This window comes from Denitrobacterium detoxificans, from assembly GCF_001643775.1.
In the GTDB taxonomy this organism is placed as follows: domain Bacteria; phylum Actinomycetota; class Coriobacteriia; order Coriobacteriales; family Eggerthellaceae; genus Denitrobacterium; species Denitrobacterium detoxificans.
On sequence record NZ_CP011402.1, the window covers coordinates 2,192,498 to 2,209,796 of the forward strand.

The following is a 17,299-nucleotide window of genomic DNA, read 5'->3' on the forward strand; positions in this document are numbered from 1 at the left end:
AGCGCTAGCCCAGCAGCTCCCGCACGTCATCCACGTAGTCCTCGATAAGTTCGGGCGGTTCCGCTGCCGCATCCACCACGATGTCCCCAAACTCGTCGAAGAGCTTCTCGTTCACCGATTCAGCCAAAAGCGAAGCCATGACGCCATGCGTGCGCTGGAAGTCGCGCACCGACCCACCTTCCAAGAGCACGCGCAAAAAGGATTGCTCGTCGGAAGAAAGGCCACATGGTGCGCCTTGAGCCCCATCGTCGGACTCGAGGGCCCGCTCGAGCGCACGCTCTTGCGCGGGTTCTGCGGACTGGGCCTCAACCTCGGCTGCAGTACCATGCGCTTGTGCCTCCGCCGCCGCGCCGGTACCCGCAACACGCACGTCAAGCGCGTCCAGCTCCTCTTCTTCCACGATCAGACGATCCCGCGTGACGTCCGCCGCCGCACGGATGGCGTCCAGCCTGCCCAGATCAATGTGAACCGCGCGCTCCTGCGCCTCGCGACGAGCGCGAAGCAGTTCGCGCGCTTCGTCGCGGATCGCCTCGACGATGTACTTCGTGCTCACGGGAGCCGCCAGCTCGCGCGTATCGCCATACTCCTGGCGCATGATGGCATCCACCGTTTTCAGGAAATCGCCTATCCACGTCTTCGCTTTGCGCGGAGCGGGATAGCGCACGCGCGTCCACGCGCCCGCGCGGCAATACACATGGTCGATGGGCCCAATGCGATAACGATAGTCCCCACGCTTCAAAGGGTCGGAGAAAATGGCGCGATTGAACGGCTGGTATATAACGGGCTTGCGATTCCCGAACAAGCGGTCGGGCAAGGTACGCGAAAGCTTCGTATGATGCCGAGCCACCACCCGAAACACCGAAACCGCAACCTTGCGATAATCGTCCCCATGCTCGGTAACAAACGCCGACGCGGACACGCGATACGCCGAGAAGCGCGTAAGGGCCGCATACAATTCGTCATCGGAAGCGCCCTCCCACTGCATCACCGTAAGCCGCGCCTCGTCTTCCAAGCGCATCGGAAGCTTGCGCAGCAGACTCGATGGCAAATCGTAGTAGACAACGTATGCGTCAGCCCATTCGTCCACATAGCGCCCAATGGCGAAGTCGAGCGCACGATACGCATCGCCAAATGCGACAAGCTGGTCGAAGCCGGCGCGCGCATCATCCACGCCCACTTGGTTAATGAGCTCGTAGAGATACACGAACGCATACGACAACGACGTTGGCTGTACGTCTCCCGCACGAACCCGCGCGCGCCACGTGAGATACGTGCGCAGCTGGTCGTTGTTCATATCGTCGTACGTTGGGTAGTAGTGGCTAAATTCCGCCTTGCCCGCAAACTCGTCGGAACACGCAGCGAGCACTTCCGCCTCGCGCACAAAGCGCTCCGTGACCGTGAGCCTTCGAAAATCGGGATCCTTCGCCATTTCGCGCACCCGACGCACTTCGCTAGGAACAAACTGCGAAAGCTGATTCGCAGTCATGAGTATGGGCTGGTCGGAATAGACGGTATCGCTAAACGCGGAACGCTCCCCCAGCCGAGCGGAAAGCTCATCGCGCAAAGCGCGGATGCGATCGTGCTGCGAGGGATTGAAACCCCGTTCCATGACTACCCAACGTTCACGGCGATGCCTGCGGAATGGACGATCCACGCCACGCCCGCGGAATCGTTGAGCCACGCGCTTTCGAAGTCGGCGCGCGGATACGTGCGATGCACATCTCCCGCCTGGCTCGAAGCGGTCGCGGGCTCCTCGGCAGCTTCGTCCGAAGAGGCAGATGCGGATTCAGGCGACTCGGCACCGCCTTCGGCAACTGGCTCTTCGCTAGAGGCAATGCCCTGGTCGGCAGCGGAAGCCGCCTGCTGGGCAGCAACGGTTGAAAGCGCAGGGGCAACTCCGGCCGGATCGTTCACGATAACGTTGCCCTCATCGTCGATGCCGCACACAACCATGGCGTGCGCCGCCGCTTCGTAGCCGGCGTCGGGTACGTTGCCCGACGTGACGTTCAGCTGAACGGCAACGGGCACGCCCAACTCGAGCACCTGCTCCAGCTGAGCCAAACCCGAAAGGCGGGTAGCGTAGGCCACCAAGCCCCGCGAAGCGCACAGCGACGTAGCGAATACGGAAGTGTCGTACGACTGCATTTGAGCGTCGACCATATGCGCGGCGGCCCATGCAACCCGCTGATCGGACGCAAACCCCAAGGCAGAAAGCTCGTCCTCGGACGGGCCGGCATTCCACCAGTCCAGAAGCATGGCGCACGCAGCAGGGGCACTAAACTCGGGGCCCTCCGCCGCCGCAGTCGCGCTGGCGCGCACCTGGGAGTACTGGGGTACGTCGATGGGGTCGATGCCGCCTTCGCCCGCATACTCGGACAGCTCGGCATCCTCATCGAACAAGGTAGCCACCAGGCTGGCCATATTCAGGGAGGGCGCGGCGTCTTCGCCCAGAGGGCGCATAAGCGTCGCGCGCATCTGCACGTTATAGAGCCGGCGCTCTTCCGCCGCCTCGAACACGCAGGCGGACGTGCTTCCGGCCTCGGAAGACTGCTGAACCGAATAGCTGCTCAGCGCGCCATCCTCGCCTTCGGCCGCGCCGCTCCAACGAGCAAGCGCAAGCCAATCGCTGAGCGTGCCATCCTTGCGGCGCCCGCGCACCTCGATTTCGAGCCAACAACCTGCGGGGATGGTAGCGCCCCACGACGCCATGAGCTCGGTCGCACCGAAGGAAAGCTCCAATTCGGGGGAAATCCACGTACCCACTTCGAAGTCGATGTCGACGGGCTTCTTCGCGTAGTCGTCGGAAAGCGTACGCACGTCGAGCACCGCCGTGGAATCGAGCACAGCATGCCCCGCAGCATCGAGCGTAAGACCGCTGAACGTACCCTGATCGAGCTTGTTCGCGCCGCGCCACACCGTAAGACTGATGTAGCGCGAAAGATTCGCGCTCTTGGACGCGCGCGAGCCATTGCTGCTCGACCCTGACTTCGCCACGCACCCCGGCAGGGCAAGCGCAGCCGACCCGGCAACCGCCGCACCGGCACACAGGGAAACGAACCTGCGACGCGAAAGACTATGCGAAGAGAAATCGGGCACCATACACTCCTTAATCCATTTCGCAAGTATACCGCACGCATATGGGGCAACGGCATCCTGCGAACGCGGCAACAAAGCATCACCGCAGGATGAGAATGCAGCCTATTCCGCGCGCAGGGGCAAGGGAATCTTCGCCCCCAGAAGCGCCGCCACCACAACCAGGGGCAGACTTTGCAACGGAAAGCAGAGAAGCAGCAGGCAGACCGCGAGCAGGGGCTTGCGCGTAGTTGCTCCGATGAATGCCGAAGCCGTGGCGGTAACCGCAAACAGGGGGTCTACCCCCGTAAGCGCCGCCAGGGCAAAGCCCGCCACGACGCCCGTGAAGATGTTCGGGAAGATGGTGCCGCCTCGCCAGCCCGCGCCAATGCATAGCGGCGTTGCCGCGCACTTCAGAACGGCCGTTGCGGCAAGCACGCATGCGGGTAGGCCCACCCACGTTTGCGCAATTTCACGACACTGCTCTTCACCCGAAAAGAGCGTCAGCGGCAAGACCAGGTAGAGCGCGCCCAAGACCAGGCCGCAGAGCGCGGCGAACAGCACCGGCCGCTCTTCGGCATGCGCGCCTACACGATGGGCGAGCCGCGTTGCCAGATGCGATTCCACGCCCAGCGCGTACCCCACCACCACAAACAGCAGCGCCCAGGGCAACTGGGCAACGTCAAACGCGAAGGAATCGAATCGGGGCAGGCCACCCATCTGGCCCAACATGAGGGATGCAAGCCACAGACCCAGGAAAGCGCCCCCTGCTGCGGCAACGTACAAAACTACCTTCACGACACGCCGAAACGTGAACAACCGCGGATTCGGCTCGCCCGACATAGCCTCGCGCGCAGCGACAATGCCCGCAAAGGGGGCGCCGAACACCGCGGTAAGCGTAGCCGAGACCGTGACGTCCGCCAGGGATTTCGCCCCCAGGCCCGCGCGGCGCAGAGAATCGCCAATCCATGTGACGAGCGCGGCAATAATGCCCGTAAGCCCCGCCTCGGGGCCGATGGAGCCACCGAACATCAGGGGCAGGAGAAACAGCGCGACCGTGGCGAATGGGCGCTCCAAGGTATATCCGCCCTCGCTTTTGACCCGGGCGAAAACCTCGCTCAGCTCTTGCGGGGCGGCATGCGTGCGCTTCGAAACGTAGCCTATGAGCGCACCCCCTGCGGGACACACGAGCAGGGGCAACCACCACGCGCCCACCGCACGAGGGAGGGTATCCCACATGAAGGTGACGCCGATGTTCATGACGCGCAGCAGCAAAGAGACCAGCACGCCCACCACCAGCCCCATGACCAGCGATACCGCAATCAGGGCGCATATACCCGCTATACGTGGGGCACCTTCCGGCGACGCGCCGTACTCCCCCACCAAAGGACGGCTATCGTTCATTGCCATTCCGCTTACGCAAGCGCTTGATCTGGTCGGAAAGCTCCTGCAACTCGGCCTTGGACAAATCGGGAAGATGCTCGAGGCGATCGATGAACACCGCCACGCTCTCCCCCTTGCGAGCATGCATAAGCTCTTGGCTATAGCTGACCACCGCACCCGTGAGCACAGCGACAACGAAAACGCTCGTAACGCTCAGGAGCACCGACACGACACGCGCCAAGGGAGAGGAAACGGTTATGTCCCCAAAGCCAATGGTGCTCACGATTTCGAAGCAGTACCACATGGAATCGCCCAGCGTGGGAATGGCGGGCTCGAACAGCCACACTAGCACCGAGCAAAGCAGAAAAATCACGGCGAAGCCGACAACAGCCCGGTTCAATCCGGAATGCTGCATTACCGCACGTATGAGGCCATATTTGAACATGAGAACACTCCTGTCCTTGCTTTGCGCATATTATACCCGCCAATGCGCCGTCACCTGGGGAAGGGCTTCCCTGCGCATAAGCTCTATTGCTTACGAAAGTGTCATGTTCGAATTCAAGCCAACGGGTATGATGGATGCCATGGACACGCAGGCCAACATATACATCGTCGAAGACGACGCAACGCTAGCCGAGGGGCTTTCCAACCTGCTTCGCTTGCAGGGGTACAACCCCACATCGTGCTCGAATTTCGCGAACGCGGCAAACGAGGCGCTGGAGCAGGCACCCGACTTGGTCGTGCTCGACCTGAAGCTACCTGGCACCAGCGGGCATGCCATCTGCCGCGCCATCCGCGAGCGCAGCAGCGTGCCCATCGTGGTGCTCACCTCGTCAGACGTGGAGTTCGACGAGGTCATGGCCCTGCAGCTGGGCGCCAACGACTACGTTACCAAGCCCTACCGCCCCGCCGTGCTGCTCGCACGCATCGATGCCATCCTGCGCAGGTCGAACGCGAAATCGAACCTCATAGAGCACGCGGGCGTCACGCTCGACCTCACGTCGGGCACCGTGGCAACCCAGGAACGCAGCGTAGAACTCACGCGCAACGAGCAGCGCATCCTGACCATGCTCATGGAAAACCCGGGCGCCATCGTCACGCGTCACGAACTGCTCTGCGAGCTCTGGGAATCCGACGCATTCGTAGACGACAACACGCTCACGGTGAACGTGAACCGCGTGCGCCGCAAGCTTGCCTCCATAGGCGTGCCGGAATCATTCCTGGAAACAAAGCGAGGCCAGGGCTATGCCATCCAGTGACGCGCGCTATACGCCCGCTGCGTACCTCGCCGATCGCGCGCCCATCATCGCCCTCCTCGCGCTCGCGCTGTGCATTCTCACACTAGCGCTTTCGGCATTTGGCATATCGGTGCAGGGAATCACACTTTGCATCGCCATTCTGGCCCTCTGCGACGCAGGAGCCCTTGCGCTTGGCTACCTGCGACAAGCGCGCTACTTCCGCACGCTCGAGCAAGCCGCGGAACGCATCGAGCGCGCAAGCGAGCTAGCGGGGCTGCTGCCCCTTCCTCACTCCCTCGAAGCGCAAACGGCGCATAGCGCAATCGAACTATGCACCCTTGCCGCAACGCGCGAGATCAGCGACGAGCGGAAGGCAACGAGCGACTACCGCACCTACGTCGACCTATGGATTCACGAGGTGAAAACGCCCATCGCCGCCGCGAAGCTCCTTGTCGCGGGCATGCACGGCCCCGAAGCCGACAAGCTGCGCCTGGAAATGGAGAACATCGAGCATCAGGTGGAGCAGGCGCTCTACTACGCACGCTGCTCGGACCTCACGAACGACTACCACATCACCAGCATCCCCCTGGCCGGCACCGTGCGCGAGGCATGCAAACGGCACGCGAACCTGCTCATCGCAAGCGAAGTGCAGCCCAAGCTCGACATTCCCGAGGAGCTCGAGGTCCTCGCCGACGAGCAATGGCTCCTGTTCATGTTGGGCCAGCTCATCACGAACGCCGCGAAGTACGGAGCGAGCTCGGTCACGTTTTCCGCGCGCCAGCACAACGAGAACACGAGCGCGGGCCACGTTGACCTTACCGTAGCCGACGACGGATGGGGCATCCCCGCCGCAGACGTGCCGCGCATGTTCAACCGTGCGTTCACCGGGCAAAACGGTCACCGCGCCGGCAGCTCCACGGGCATGGGGCTCTACCTCTGCGCCGTCATGTGCGACCGTATGGGCATGAAGCTCACCGTCGGCTCCGAAGAGGGCGTCGGCACGCGCGTGACCATCGGCTTTCCGCAAAATCGCGCAAACGAACAGCTATGTGACAAAAACGAAAGAGACCTGTAAGCCCAATCGATGGCGACGCTTCGAATGGGTTTCTAGCATGGTAATCGCCACATACGAAAGGAGATCGCTATGGCAGAAACCATCGCGCAAGCACGCATCGGAAGCACCGGGCAGCAAGACCGCCCCGCGCTTTCGGTTCAGAATCTGGAAAAGAGCTTCGGCGGCAAGGACATCATCACGCGCGCCCTGGCGGGCATTTCGTTCGAGGTAGAGAACGGCGAGTTCGTGGGCATCATGGGCCCCTCGGGCTCGGGCAAGAGTACGCTGCTGAACTGCATTTCCACCATTGATAGGCCCTCGGCGGGCGAAGTCACGGTGAATGGCGTACAGCTGTCCCGCCTGCGCGGAGGCGCCCTCGCTCGCTTCCGCCGCGAAGACCTGGGCTTCGTCTTCCAGGATTCGAACCTGGTCGACACGCTCACCGCACGCGAGAACATCGAGCTGGCGCTTACCATTCAGCGCAAATCGCCGCGCCTCATCCGCACTGAAGTCGAAGACATCGCCGAACGCCTGGAAATCACCAGCGTGCTCGACAAGATGCCCCATCAGATGTCGGGTGGCCAGCGTCAGCGTGTCGCCGCTGCGCGCGCCTTCGTGGGCAACCCCACCCTCGTGCTGGCCGACGAGCCCACCGGCGCACTCGATTCGCGCAGCTCAACGCATATGATGGAACTGCTCGATACCATGAATCGCGTCACGAAGACCACCATCATCATGGTCACCCACGACCCCTTCGCGGCAAGCTGGACGCACCGCATCCTGTTCATTCGCGACGGCAAGCTCTTCAACGAGATTCGCCGCGGCGACCTTTCCCGCAAGGAATACTTCAGCCAGATCATGGACGTCATGGGCTTCCTGGGTGGGGAGGCGTAGTCATATATTTGAAACTCGCCTTGCGCAACGTGCGCAAATCGCTGGGAGACTACGCCATCTACTTCATCACGCTTTTTGCGGGCGTTGCCGTCTTCTATGCGTTCAATTCCATCGAAGCCCAGCAAATCCTCTTCGACATTCAGCAAGACGACGACGTCTTCAAGAGCGTATCGGAGTTCATGGGCCTCTTCTCATACGTCGTCGCATTCGTCCTTGGATTTCTCGTCATCTACGCCAACGGTTTCATCGTCCGCAGGCGGCACCGAGAATTCGGCACGTACCTTACCCTTGGCATGAGCACACGCGGCGTTGCCCTCGTCATGCTCATAGAAACGCTGCTCATCGGCCTTGTCGCGCTTGTTCTAGGCATTGCCGCAGGCTTCCTGCTCAGCCAGTTGCTTTCGTTTGCCACGGCCAAGCTCCTGGGCACCATCATCCAGCATTACCAATTCGTCTTCTCGATGGGCGCGCTCAAGAACACGGTCCTATGCCTTGGCATCATCTTTGCCGTCGTCGCCCTGTTTAACGTCGTGATCATTGGTCGCACCAGCATCATCAAGCTTCTCGACAACGCCTCTCGCCAGCAGCGCGTCATCATGCGCAACCCCATCGCAAGCGCCATCGTCTTCGTTGCATCCATCGCCATTCTGGCCTTTGCCTACAATCGACTGGCGGAAAACGGGCTCCTCATGCTCGATGACCCCAAGTTCATGCAGGCCACCATCGCCATGCTCATTGGCACGCTCCTGCTGTTCTGGTCGGCCGCGGGAATCGTCATTGCCATCGTGAGCAAGCTCAAAGCCTACCATCGCGGCCTTACGGCCTTCACGATGCGCCAAGTCGCCTCGCGCATCAACACGGCATTCGTTTCACTCTGGGCCATCAGCGTCATTCTCTTCTTCGCCATGACCGTCTTCTCCACGGGCATGGGCATCGCAGACGCGCTCACGAGCAACGCCGAGAAGCTCACCCCCTATGATTGCTCGGCCCCGCTATTCCAGTCCATTGACCAGACGCTCGAAGAAGAAGGCGGGGATGCGCTGGCCGCGTACCAGTCGAACGAAGGCGACCGCGTAGCCGCCATCCGGCTTGCCGACCCCGATTGGGATACGTACGTGCGGGAAGCCGTACAGCTTGACTCGTATTTGCTTGTCGGCAAATCGGGAGAGGGCGCTGCATACACGTATGACGACCTACTTTCCAACTCGAATGTGCCCATGAGCGAAGCGCTTGCGTCGATAACCAACAATGAGACCCCGGTCACCATGCAGAAGCTCTCTCAATACAATGCGACTATGCGCATGATTGGACAGACCGGCCTTACGCTCGGACATGACGAGGTAGCCATCGCCAATACGATCGACTTCGCCCAAGCGCAAGCCGACGATCTGGTTAGCAACCATGCGCACGTCTCCTACGGGGGATACGAGCTAACCGTTGTATGCGGAACCTCCGTGGAAGAGTCGAACACGGCAATGGGCAGCGTGGGACTCGTCATCATCGCCAACGACGATATCGTAGATGAACTCGCTGCGAACGATCAGGCACTATACAGCAGCAGTTATCTGAACTTCATGTTCGTCACCAATGACGCCGACGCGAATGACCAAGCACTCTCCCGCACCAGCCAACGCTGCAAGGACGCGTATTCCGAATCGTGGCCCCTTGAAGCCACGCTCACCCAGCAGGAGATGCTCTCTCAGGCACTGTTCCTACGCATGCTCGTAACGTATCTTGCGGTGTACATTGGCTTCGTGTTCCTCATTGCGGTGACGGCCTTGCTCGCAATTCGCCAGCTATCCGACGTCTCCGTATCCCTTCCGCGCTACCGCACGCTCTCGCGCATCGGCACCGACGAGCACGACATCCAACGCTCGCTGCGCCATCAGGTGGAACTGTACTTCCTCGCACCGCTAGTCGTGGCCATCTGCCACACGGCCTGGAGCATCAACGTCATGAACGGATCGCTCACGGCGGCGCTGGGCGTAAACCCCGCAAACTCGATTGCGCTCACCGCCGTCCTCATGACCATCATTTACGGAGGGTACATGCTCATCACGTACCTGGTAAGCAAGCGCTTTGTGAAAGCGACGCTCGCGCGCTAACGAGCGCCGCGCATACCCCATACAGAGAAGCCGGGTTGAGGCAATGTCCCAACCCGGCTTCTCGCATGATGGAAGATGCAGCTAAGCGGCCTTCCTGGTCGCTATGGTGTGAGCAACCAAGCCAATGACCACGCCCAAGACAGCGGGAAGCAACCACGACAACCCCATGTCGAACAGGGGCACATACGCAGAAGCACCCGCCAACAGCCCCTCGAAGGGCGCACGCGCCACCTCGGGCAATCCATTCAGAAAATCGAGCACGCACGTCACGGTAACGCATGCCACGACCGCCACATACACCTGGCGAGGAACCGAAACCCAACGCCCAGCCAAGGCCAGACCAATGAGCACGATGGCAAGCGGATACAGGAACATGAGCACGGGAACCGCGTACTCAATGACGCGCGTAAGGCCAGCATTAGCGATTACCAGGGAAAACACCGCAAACAGCAACACCCACGCCCGGTACGACGGCCCCTTCGGAAGCACTTCGCGGAAGAACTCCGCACAGCTTACCAGCAGGCCAACGGCCACCTTCAGGCAGGCCAGCGCAACGGTGACGGCCAGAATGACCAGACCTGCAGGGCCAAAGTAGGCCGTGGCGATCTGGGTAAGGGCGATGCCGCCGTTTTCGGAGACGCCCAACGCCCCTACGCTCTGAGCGCCCACCAGGGCAAGCGCGCCATAAATGACCACCATGATGGCGCAGCTCACCGCACCGCAACGCACAACCTCGCCCGCCACGGCGCCGCCATCGGAAACGCCCAGGCGGCGAATGACATCAACGACCACACCGCCAAACGCCAGGGCGGCAAGAACGTCCATGGTGTTGTATCCCTCGAAGAACCCGTTCGAGAAGGCGTTCGTCTGGTAATTAGCAGAAGCAGCCGCCGCATCCACGGACGACAACGGGTTCACCAACGCGGTAATGAGCAGCACGGCCAGGAACACCAAGAACAACGGCGTAATTACCTTGCCAATCCACGTGAGAATCTGACCTGGTCGCATGGCCAACAAAACGGCGATTGCGAAGAATACGACCGTACACGCGGGCAGCCACGAAGAGCCCACGAGCGGCTCGATGCCCACGGTATAGGTAACCGACGCGCAGCGGGGAATGGCGAAGAAGGGCCCAATGGTCAGGTAGAGCACGCTCATAAACGCAATGCCCCACGTGCCGCCAACCTTTTGCGCAAGCTCAAGACCGCCCGAAGCACGGCTCGCACCCAGCGCGGCAACGCCAAGCAACGGCAGGCCCACAGCGGTAATCACGAAGCCAAGAGTGGCCACCCACACATTGCCCGCGGCAAGCTGGCCCAGGTGAACGGGGAAAATGAGGTTTCCCGCACCAAACAGCATGCCGAACAGCATGACTGCAACCGATATCCTATCCCTAGCCTTCACGGGCACTCCTTACGTTCGAAAAACAGGGGCACATGATAGCACGCACGCCGCGCAAGGTGCCAAGCGCTCCACACTCCCTCGACACGTAACGCGCATCGCCTGCCCGGCTGGTAGAATCTCTTCCGTTGCCAAAGAAGCGCCACGGAAGGAAACCCATGCGAGACATCGAGCTGAAACGCGTATACCGGCATTTTAAGGGCGACCACTATCTCGTGGAAGACATTGCCCGCCATTCCGAAACCAACGAGGAATACGTGGTATACCGCAAGCTCTACGGCGACGGCTCGCTGTGGATTCGTCCCAAGACCATGTTCCTTTCCGAAGTCGACCACGAAAAGTATCCCGATTGCCCGCAGAAGTACCGATTCGAACTGCAGGACATCGAAAGCGTCGCCCATAAGGCATAGAAAACGGGCTGGTCGATCACACTCGGCCAGCCCGTTGCTCATATGACGGAAGATGTCTAGCTGCAGATCTTGCCCGGGTTCAAAATGCACTTCGGGTCGAAGACGGCCTTGATACCCGCCATGAGATTGATGGGCGTCTCGCCCAGCGAAGCACGCAGGTAATCCTTCTTCGCATGGCCGATACCGTGCTCGCCGGAAATCTGGCCGCCCAGCTCGGCGCACTTGGCGTACGCAGCTTCCATGACCTTGGCGGACTGCTGCAGGAACTCGTCCTGGTCGGCGTCGTTCGCGCAGCAGTAGATGTGCAGGTTGCCATCGCCTGCATGGCCAAACGAACGAATGCGCGTGCCATTCTGCTCGCCCACTTCGTGGACGTACTTCAGGAAGTCGGCAATGACGTTCACGGGCACGACCACGTCCATCTCGTCGATGAGGTCGGTATCCGATTCGATGACGGTCAAGAACGAGCTGCGTGCTGCCCAGACGCTTTCCTTCTGAGACGGATCCTGCACCACGAGCGTGTCGAACGCGCCCTGCCCATCGGCGATTTCCGCCAGGCGCTCGGCACGCATGAAGATCTCGTCCTCATCGTTTCCGTCGAGCGTGACCAGAATGTACGCGCCCGCTTCGCAACCATTAACTTCCGTGGGGAACACGTGATTGCCCGTGGCCTCGGCCGAGGTATCCACGATATCGCGCTCCATGAACTCGATGGACTGGGGGTTCAGGCCGGCAAGCTTGATCTTGGGAACCGACTCGATGGCCGACTCGATGTTCTCGAACGGCAGGATGAAGCTCATGTCCTCACGCGGATTGGGAACGAGCTTCAGCGTGAGCTCGCAGATGACGCCAAGCGTGCCTTCCGAGCCAATCATCAGGTGCAGCAAACTGTAGCCAGAGCTGGTCTTCGTGACCGCACGGCCGATATGCTGAATCTCGCCCGTAGGAAGCACCACGGTCATGGCCAGCACGTAATCACGCGTCGTGCCGTACTTCACGGCACGCATGCCACCGGCATTGGTGCTCACGTTGCCACCCAAAGATCCGGTCTTCTCGCCGGGATCGGGCGGATACATGAGGTCGTGGTCCAGGGCATCGGCTGCCAGATCGCACAGGCGCACGCCCGGCTGAACGCGCACATTCAGGTTGTCCATATCGTACGCAAGAATCTTGTCCATGCGCATCGTGCACAAGACAACGCCGCCGTACAGCGGCGTGCTGCCGCCAACCAGGCCCGTACCTGCGCCGCGCACCGTAACAGGAATGCTGTTCTCGTAGCACAGCTTCATGATGGCCGCCACTTCCTCGGTGGTGGCAGGAAGACAAACCGCCTCGGGCATGCGCGTGCCGTAAATGGGCATTTCGTCATGCGCGTAATCTTCGGCAATATCCTCGCCGGTAAGGCAGTTATCCACGCCCACGATTTCCGCAAGCTGGGAAACCAGCTCGGGCGTGAGCTGATGATACTCGGGCATTAAAGCTCCTTTCCATGCGGGTCCCTTCCCGCATGTTACGTTCTCCCTCAATGAGAGACAGTTATACCAGTTTAGTTGGGTGCTACCGACCCCAGAGTAATAAAACCCCCGAGAATAATAAGGCCCGCTGGCGCTACGCCAGCGGGCCACATGGCTTAGGAGGCTTGCATTTTCTGCAAGCGGGCATGCAGGAACAGCCCCTCGTCGGTATCGGCAATCAAACGAGGCGTAGCGTACTCCTCGATGACGCGCGCCGTGGAATGGATGTCCAAGTTGTCGCGGATGGCGTCATCCACGCTAGGCAGGGGCTCGTGACTATAGAGAACCAGGTCGTTCGGGCCGCTCACCAGCGTAAAGCCAGCAATGCCCGTAGTCTTCTGGTACGCCGCGGAAAAGCCGCCGTCGATGCAGATTACCTTGCCGCCAGCCTTCACCGGGTCTTCCCCGTCCTTCACCTTCACGGGCACGTGACCGCACACCAAATGGGCGGTATGGGGGTCGAGGCCGAAGTCGCGGAAGATGTTGTTGTAGGGCTCTTCCGAATCGAAGAGCTGGTAGAACGCATTCTTGACTTCCTTGCGCGCTTCCTTTTCGCGGCACATGTAGATCTCGAACGTAGCCATCTTGCTCTTTGCGAACAGGGGCGAGCCCTCGCCCAGCCACAGGTACCACATGATGTCCCGGCCACGCTTGCGCGTTTCCTCGTCTTCGGCGCGAAAGCCGCGATACACCCATTCCTGCAGCTCATCGTACAGAGCCAAACCCGAACACGTCTTCCCGAAGATGTCGACTTCCTTCAGGCTGCCATCCTCATTCAGCGGCACGCAGGCATGGAGCAGCAGGTTTCCGTTGGAAAGCGCATACAGACTGCCACGATCGAGCAGAACGCGCATGTGCTTCTGCAGCGTTTCGCACGTCATGAATTCATGCTCCAGGTGGCGCATGACCGCTTCCTCTTCCGGCGTGAGCTCGTAGGGATGCTCGCGGTCGACCGTGGGCAGGTACGTATCGGTGACTTCGTACTCCACGCCGTCCACCGGCACGATACCGCGCTCGTAGTCAATGAGATGCAGCAGCTTGCGGCTTTCCAGCCCGAAGCTCGGGTTCTCGTCGATAAGCTGGGCTTCCACCTTGAACTGCAAGATAGCCATGGCCTTCTGCACCTTTACGGCGGCGTCGAGCTCTTCAGGAGACAGGCCCGGATTCACCTTCAGGGCGAAGGCCTCGCACGGGTCGCCCTCGTACGCCTTCAGCGCAAAGCTAACCAGAGGATCGAGATCCATGCCGTAGGCATCAGTAAGAATGTCGAGGTTGCCATAGCGCGCACAATTGCGCACCACATGCGCGATGCAGCCGCGCTGGCCCAGGGAAGCGCCCATCCACACCATGTCGTGGTTGCCCCACTGGATATCGAGAGAAGGCAACTTGGCAAGCTCGTCCATGATCAGATGCGGCGCAGGACCGCGGTCGTAGATGTCACCCACCATATGCACGTGACCAATGACCAGGTGCTGAATGGCCTGGCACAGCGCAATGATCTGCACATCGGGGTCGTTCGAAAGCTCGGGAGCCTGCGCGGGTGCCCGATCTTCCAACCCCAGGATGACGTACACCTCGCGGGCAACATCTTCGGAAAGCGCGTCGGCGACGGAACGAGGCGAGCGGTCGGCAGCCACATGGCGCAGAACCGCAAGCAGGTTCTTCATGGTATGAATGCGCCACAAATCGGCGTCGTCAGCCGCCTCCACGAGCATGGGCAACTTGCGATGCGGATAGTACACGAGCGTTGCCAGGGCATCGGCCTCGCTCTCTTCCAACTGATCGCCCAACACATCGTCGATGGCTACACGCACCATGCCGCATCCGTTGCGCAGGATGTGCACGAACGCACCGTATTCGCCATGCACGTCGGAAACGAAGTACTCGGGCGTTTTCAGGGCATTCAGTTCAGCGGATATCCTTTTGATTTCCTCTTCGCGGTCCATGGGCGTCCTTTCGTGTTGATTGTTCCGTCCTATGGTACCCGATGGAACGAGGATATGCAGCTTATTGCCAAATTGCGCGTAATGCTGCAATTTCCTCCGCATATCCCGTAAGCGATTCCTGGGGTGTTTCCAAGTAGAACGGAAGATGACGCAACGCAGGATGGCGGGTAACGGCGGAAAGGGCCTCGAAGCCGATTTCCCCCTTGCCAATGCACTCGTGGCGGTCCTTGTGCGAACCGCAGGGGTTCTTCGAATCATTCAGATGGATGGCTTTCAGGCGACCAAGCCCGATGATGCGGTCGAACTCCTCAAGCACGCCATCCAGGTCATCGCGAATATCGTAGCCTGCGTCCCACACATGGCACGTATCGAGCGTTACGCCCATGTGGTCGTTCAGCTCCACACCCTCGATGATTGACGCCAGTTCCTGAAACGTACGGCCGATTTCTGACCCCTTGCCAGCCATGGTCTCCAGCAGCACGGTAGTCGTCTGCTCGGGGCGCAACACATCATTCAAGACAGACACGATCTTCTGAATGCCCACGTCGGCACCCTGGCCCACATGGCTGCCAGGATGGAAGTTGTAGCACGAACCGGGGAACGTCTCCATGCGCTGCAAATCGTCGGCAAACGTCTGACGCGCGAAATCTTGCACCTCAGGCTTGGCCGCGGCAGCATTCAGCGTATAGGGAGCATGAGCGAGCATGCACACGATGCCCTGATCCTGCGCCCGCACGCGATAGCGTTCGATGTCCTTCGGATCGAGCGCCTTTGCCTTGCCGCCACGCGGGTTGCGCGTGAAGAATTGGAACGTGGTCGCACCCAGCTTCGCCGCTTCATCGGCGGCCTTCGCATAGCCTTTGGCCACCGAAAGGTGCGGGCCAATCACCAGCTGATTCATGAACTCCCCTTGAAAAAGAAACGCCCCATGGCTTCCTGCCACGGGGCGCGAAACCTATCGAGAATGCTTACCCTGTGGCACCGCGGCCGGCTCTCCCCAGCCATAACGTTGCGCAAGCGCATTCGACACGAGCGACACGATAATGCCCGCCGCAACACCCAGGACCAGGCCGGCCAGTACGTCGGTAGGATTATGCACGCACACGTACAAGCGCGAGAAGGCGATGAGGATTGCCACGACAAGACCCAGCACCTTCCAGGGCTTCTTTACGTTGCTGAACAGGAGCACCGTAGCCGCCGCGAAGCTTGCCGACGTATGCCCCGAGGGGAACGAAAAATCCGTGGGAGCCTCTACCAGCAAGGGAAGCAGCGAAGGATCGACCACGAACGGTCGCGGCCTGGCGACGAGGGGCTTGATAATGTGATCGCCCACGACCCAGACAAGCGCAACGCCGCAGATGAGCGTAATGCCCCAACGGCGATAGCGCTTCATGCAGATAAGCACGATGCCCGCAATAAGCCAAATAGCGCCCTTTTCGCCGAGCATGGTAATGGCAGGCATGACCATGTCGAGAAAGTCGCATCCAATCGTATTCTGGATGCCATGCAAGATTGCAAGATCCATGTATACCCCCTTCATACGCTTTGAGGAACCCTATCGTACCAGACGGAAGCAAGGGAACCCCACCTCGTTTCCTAGGCGTACGAGACAAGGACACTAGCGAACGATGCGCGCAATGCGCTTCGCCAGGAGGCCAGGCGGCCGATGTTCATGCCGAACGGAGAAAAATGACGCACCCGTCACCAGGGCGTCATCATTCAACTGAAGAGGGGGGCGCTACGCTTCCACAAGAGACGACCCGAAGGGAGCGATGGCCAGACGGGCCATTTTGAAGAGCTGCAAGCCAAAGGGAATGCCGATGACCGTGACGCAAAAGAGAACGCCCATGAACACGTAGGCAAGCGCCGACCACAAGCCAATGAGCAGGAACCACACGATGTTGGCAAGCAACGATGGGGCACCACCACCGTATACGATGTCCTTACCGAACGGCGCAAGCGTAAGAGCCGCCATGCGAAACGAGATGCGCCCCAGCGGAATGCCGATAATGGAAATGTAGAAGATGCAGCCCGCAAGGCAGAAGCCCAGCGCCGTAAGCCACCCGCCGGTGAGTATCCAGATGATATTTCCAATCGTGCGCATAGTTCCTCCTGGTTGCTAAACGGGCTTACTCGTTATGCTACCAAGGAAGATCAACCCCGCATGTACGGAAGACGGTACTTCCACATGAACAAGGGACAGAGGTTTGTTCACGCCTCCACCGCATTCAACACGCTCGACCAGCAGGCGTGCAGCACGCCTGCTTGCATATGGGAGCAAA

At 60.4% G+C, this 17,299-nt stretch carries 15 protein-coding genes; 5 read left to right on the forward strand and 10 right to left on the reverse strand.

What is annotated here, in order from left to right; translation table 11 throughout:
- Nucleotides 1-4: 4 nt before the first annotated feature.
- The 4 genes from AAY81_RS08910 to AAY81_RS08925 form a co-directional block, all read right to left on the reverse strand.
- Nucleotides 5-1,609: a TerB N-terminal domain-containing protein gene (locus AAY81_RS08910; RefSeq protein WP_066664144.1), complete on the reverse strand. Its 1,605-nt coding sequence runs from the start codon at nt 1,607-1,609 to the stop codon at nt 5-7.
- Nucleotides 1,610-1,611: 2 nt separating this feature from the next.
- On the reverse strand, nt 1,612-3,096 hold the full coding sequence (locus AAY81_RS08915) for a C39 family peptidase (protein ID WP_169815812.1): 1,485 nt from the start codon (nt 3,094-3,096) through the stop codon (nt 1,612-1,614).
- Between the two features lie 102 nt (nt 3,097-3,198).
- Nucleotides 3,199-4,482: a chloride channel protein gene (locus AAY81_RS08920; RefSeq protein WP_169815813.1), complete on the reverse strand. Its 1,284-nt coding sequence runs from the start codon at nt 4,480-4,482 to the stop codon at nt 3,199-3,201.
- Nucleotides 4,466-4,900, reverse strand: a complete 435-nt coding sequence (locus AAY81_RS08925; protein WP_066664148.1) for a potassium channel family protein — start codon at nt 4,898-4,900, stop codon at nt 4,466-4,468. Before AAY81_RS08925 ends, AAY81_RS08920 begins: the two co-directional genes overlap by 17 nt.
- A 103-nt stretch (nt 4,901-5,003) precedes the next feature.
- Here AAY81_RS08925 and AAY81_RS08930 point away from each other — a divergent pair, with 103 nt between their 5' ends.
- The 4 genes from AAY81_RS08930 (at nt 5,004) to AAY81_RS08945 (ending at nt 9,746) form a co-directional block, all read left to right on the forward strand.
- Entirely contained in the window at nt 5,004-5,714 is a 711-nt protein-coding gene (locus AAY81_RS08930; RefSeq protein ID WP_240480578.1) for a response regulator transcription factor, read from the forward strand.
- A complete protein-coding gene (locus AAY81_RS08935; protein WP_066664150.1) occupies nt 5,701-6,768 on the forward strand; it encodes a sensor histidine kinase in 1,068 nt (355 codons plus the stop codon). The genes AAY81_RS08930 and AAY81_RS08935 overlap by 14 nt, the downstream gene beginning before the upstream one ends.
- A gap of 69 nt (nt 6,769-6,837) precedes the next feature.
- Entirely contained in the window at nt 6,838-7,641 is an 804-nt protein-coding gene (locus AAY81_RS08940) for an ABC transporter ATP-binding protein (RefSeq protein WP_066664152.1), read from the forward strand.
- A gap of 8 nt (nt 7,642-7,649) precedes the next feature.
- A complete protein-coding gene (locus AAY81_RS08945) occupies nt 7,650-9,746 on the forward strand; it encodes an FtsX-like permease family protein (protein WP_143117319.1) in 2,097 nt (698 codons plus the stop codon).
- An 81-nt stretch (nt 9,747-9,827) separates the two neighbouring features.
- Here the strand turns inward: AAY81_RS08945 and brnQ are convergent, their stop codons facing one another.
- Nucleotides 9,828-11,150 carry a branched-chain amino acid transport system II carrier protein gene (gene brnQ, locus AAY81_RS08950; RefSeq protein ID WP_205630828.1) on the reverse strand — a complete coding sequence of 441 codons (1,323 nt, stop codon included), beginning with the start codon at nt 11,148-11,150 and terminating at the stop codon, nt 9,828-9,830.
- Nucleotides 11,151-11,305: 155 nt separating this feature from the next.
- Between brnQ and AAY81_RS08955 the strand changes: the two genes are divergently transcribed.
- Nucleotides 11,306-11,557 (forward strand): DUF1653 domain-containing protein, encoded by a 252-nt coding sequence (locus AAY81_RS08955; RefSeq protein ID WP_066664158.1) that lies wholly within the window; start codon nt 11,306-11,308, stop codon nt 11,555-11,557.
- Between the two features lie 56 nt (nt 11,558-11,613).
- Here the strand turns inward: AAY81_RS08955 and AAY81_RS08960 are convergent, their stop codons facing one another.
- From AAY81_RS08960 to AAY81_RS08980, 5 genes are all read right to left on the reverse strand, one after another.
- Nucleotides 11,614-13,032, reverse strand: coding sequence for an FAD-binding oxidoreductase (locus AAY81_RS08960; RefSeq protein ID WP_066664159.1), 1,419 nt, complete (start codon nt 13,030-13,032; stop codon nt 11,614-11,616).
- 155 nt (nt 13,033-13,187) lie between these two features.
- Complete coding sequence (locus AAY81_RS08965; RefSeq protein ID WP_066664160.1) at nt 13,188-15,017, reverse strand: fructose-bisphosphatase class III; 1,830 nt, start codon at nt 15,015-15,017, stop codon at nt 13,188-13,190.
- Between the two features lie 61 nt (nt 15,018-15,078).
- Nucleotides 15,079-15,918, reverse strand: a complete 840-nt coding sequence (locus tag AAY81_RS08970; protein WP_066664161.1) for a deoxyribonuclease IV — start codon at nt 15,916-15,918, stop codon at nt 15,079-15,081.
- A gap of 54 nt (nt 15,919-15,972) precedes the next feature.
- Nucleotides 15,973-16,542 carry a phosphatase PAP2 family protein gene (locus AAY81_RS08975; protein WP_082867965.1) on the reverse strand — a complete coding sequence of 190 codons (570 nt, stop codon included), beginning with the start codon at nt 16,540-16,542 and terminating at the stop codon, nt 15,973-15,975.
- A 213-nt stretch (nt 16,543-16,755) separates the two neighbouring features.
- On the reverse strand, nt 16,756-17,121 hold the full coding sequence (locus AAY81_RS08980; protein ID WP_066664166.1) for a YccF domain-containing protein: 366 nt from the start codon (nt 17,119-17,121) through the stop codon (nt 16,756-16,758).
- Nucleotides 17,122-17,299: the final 178 nt, after the last annotated feature.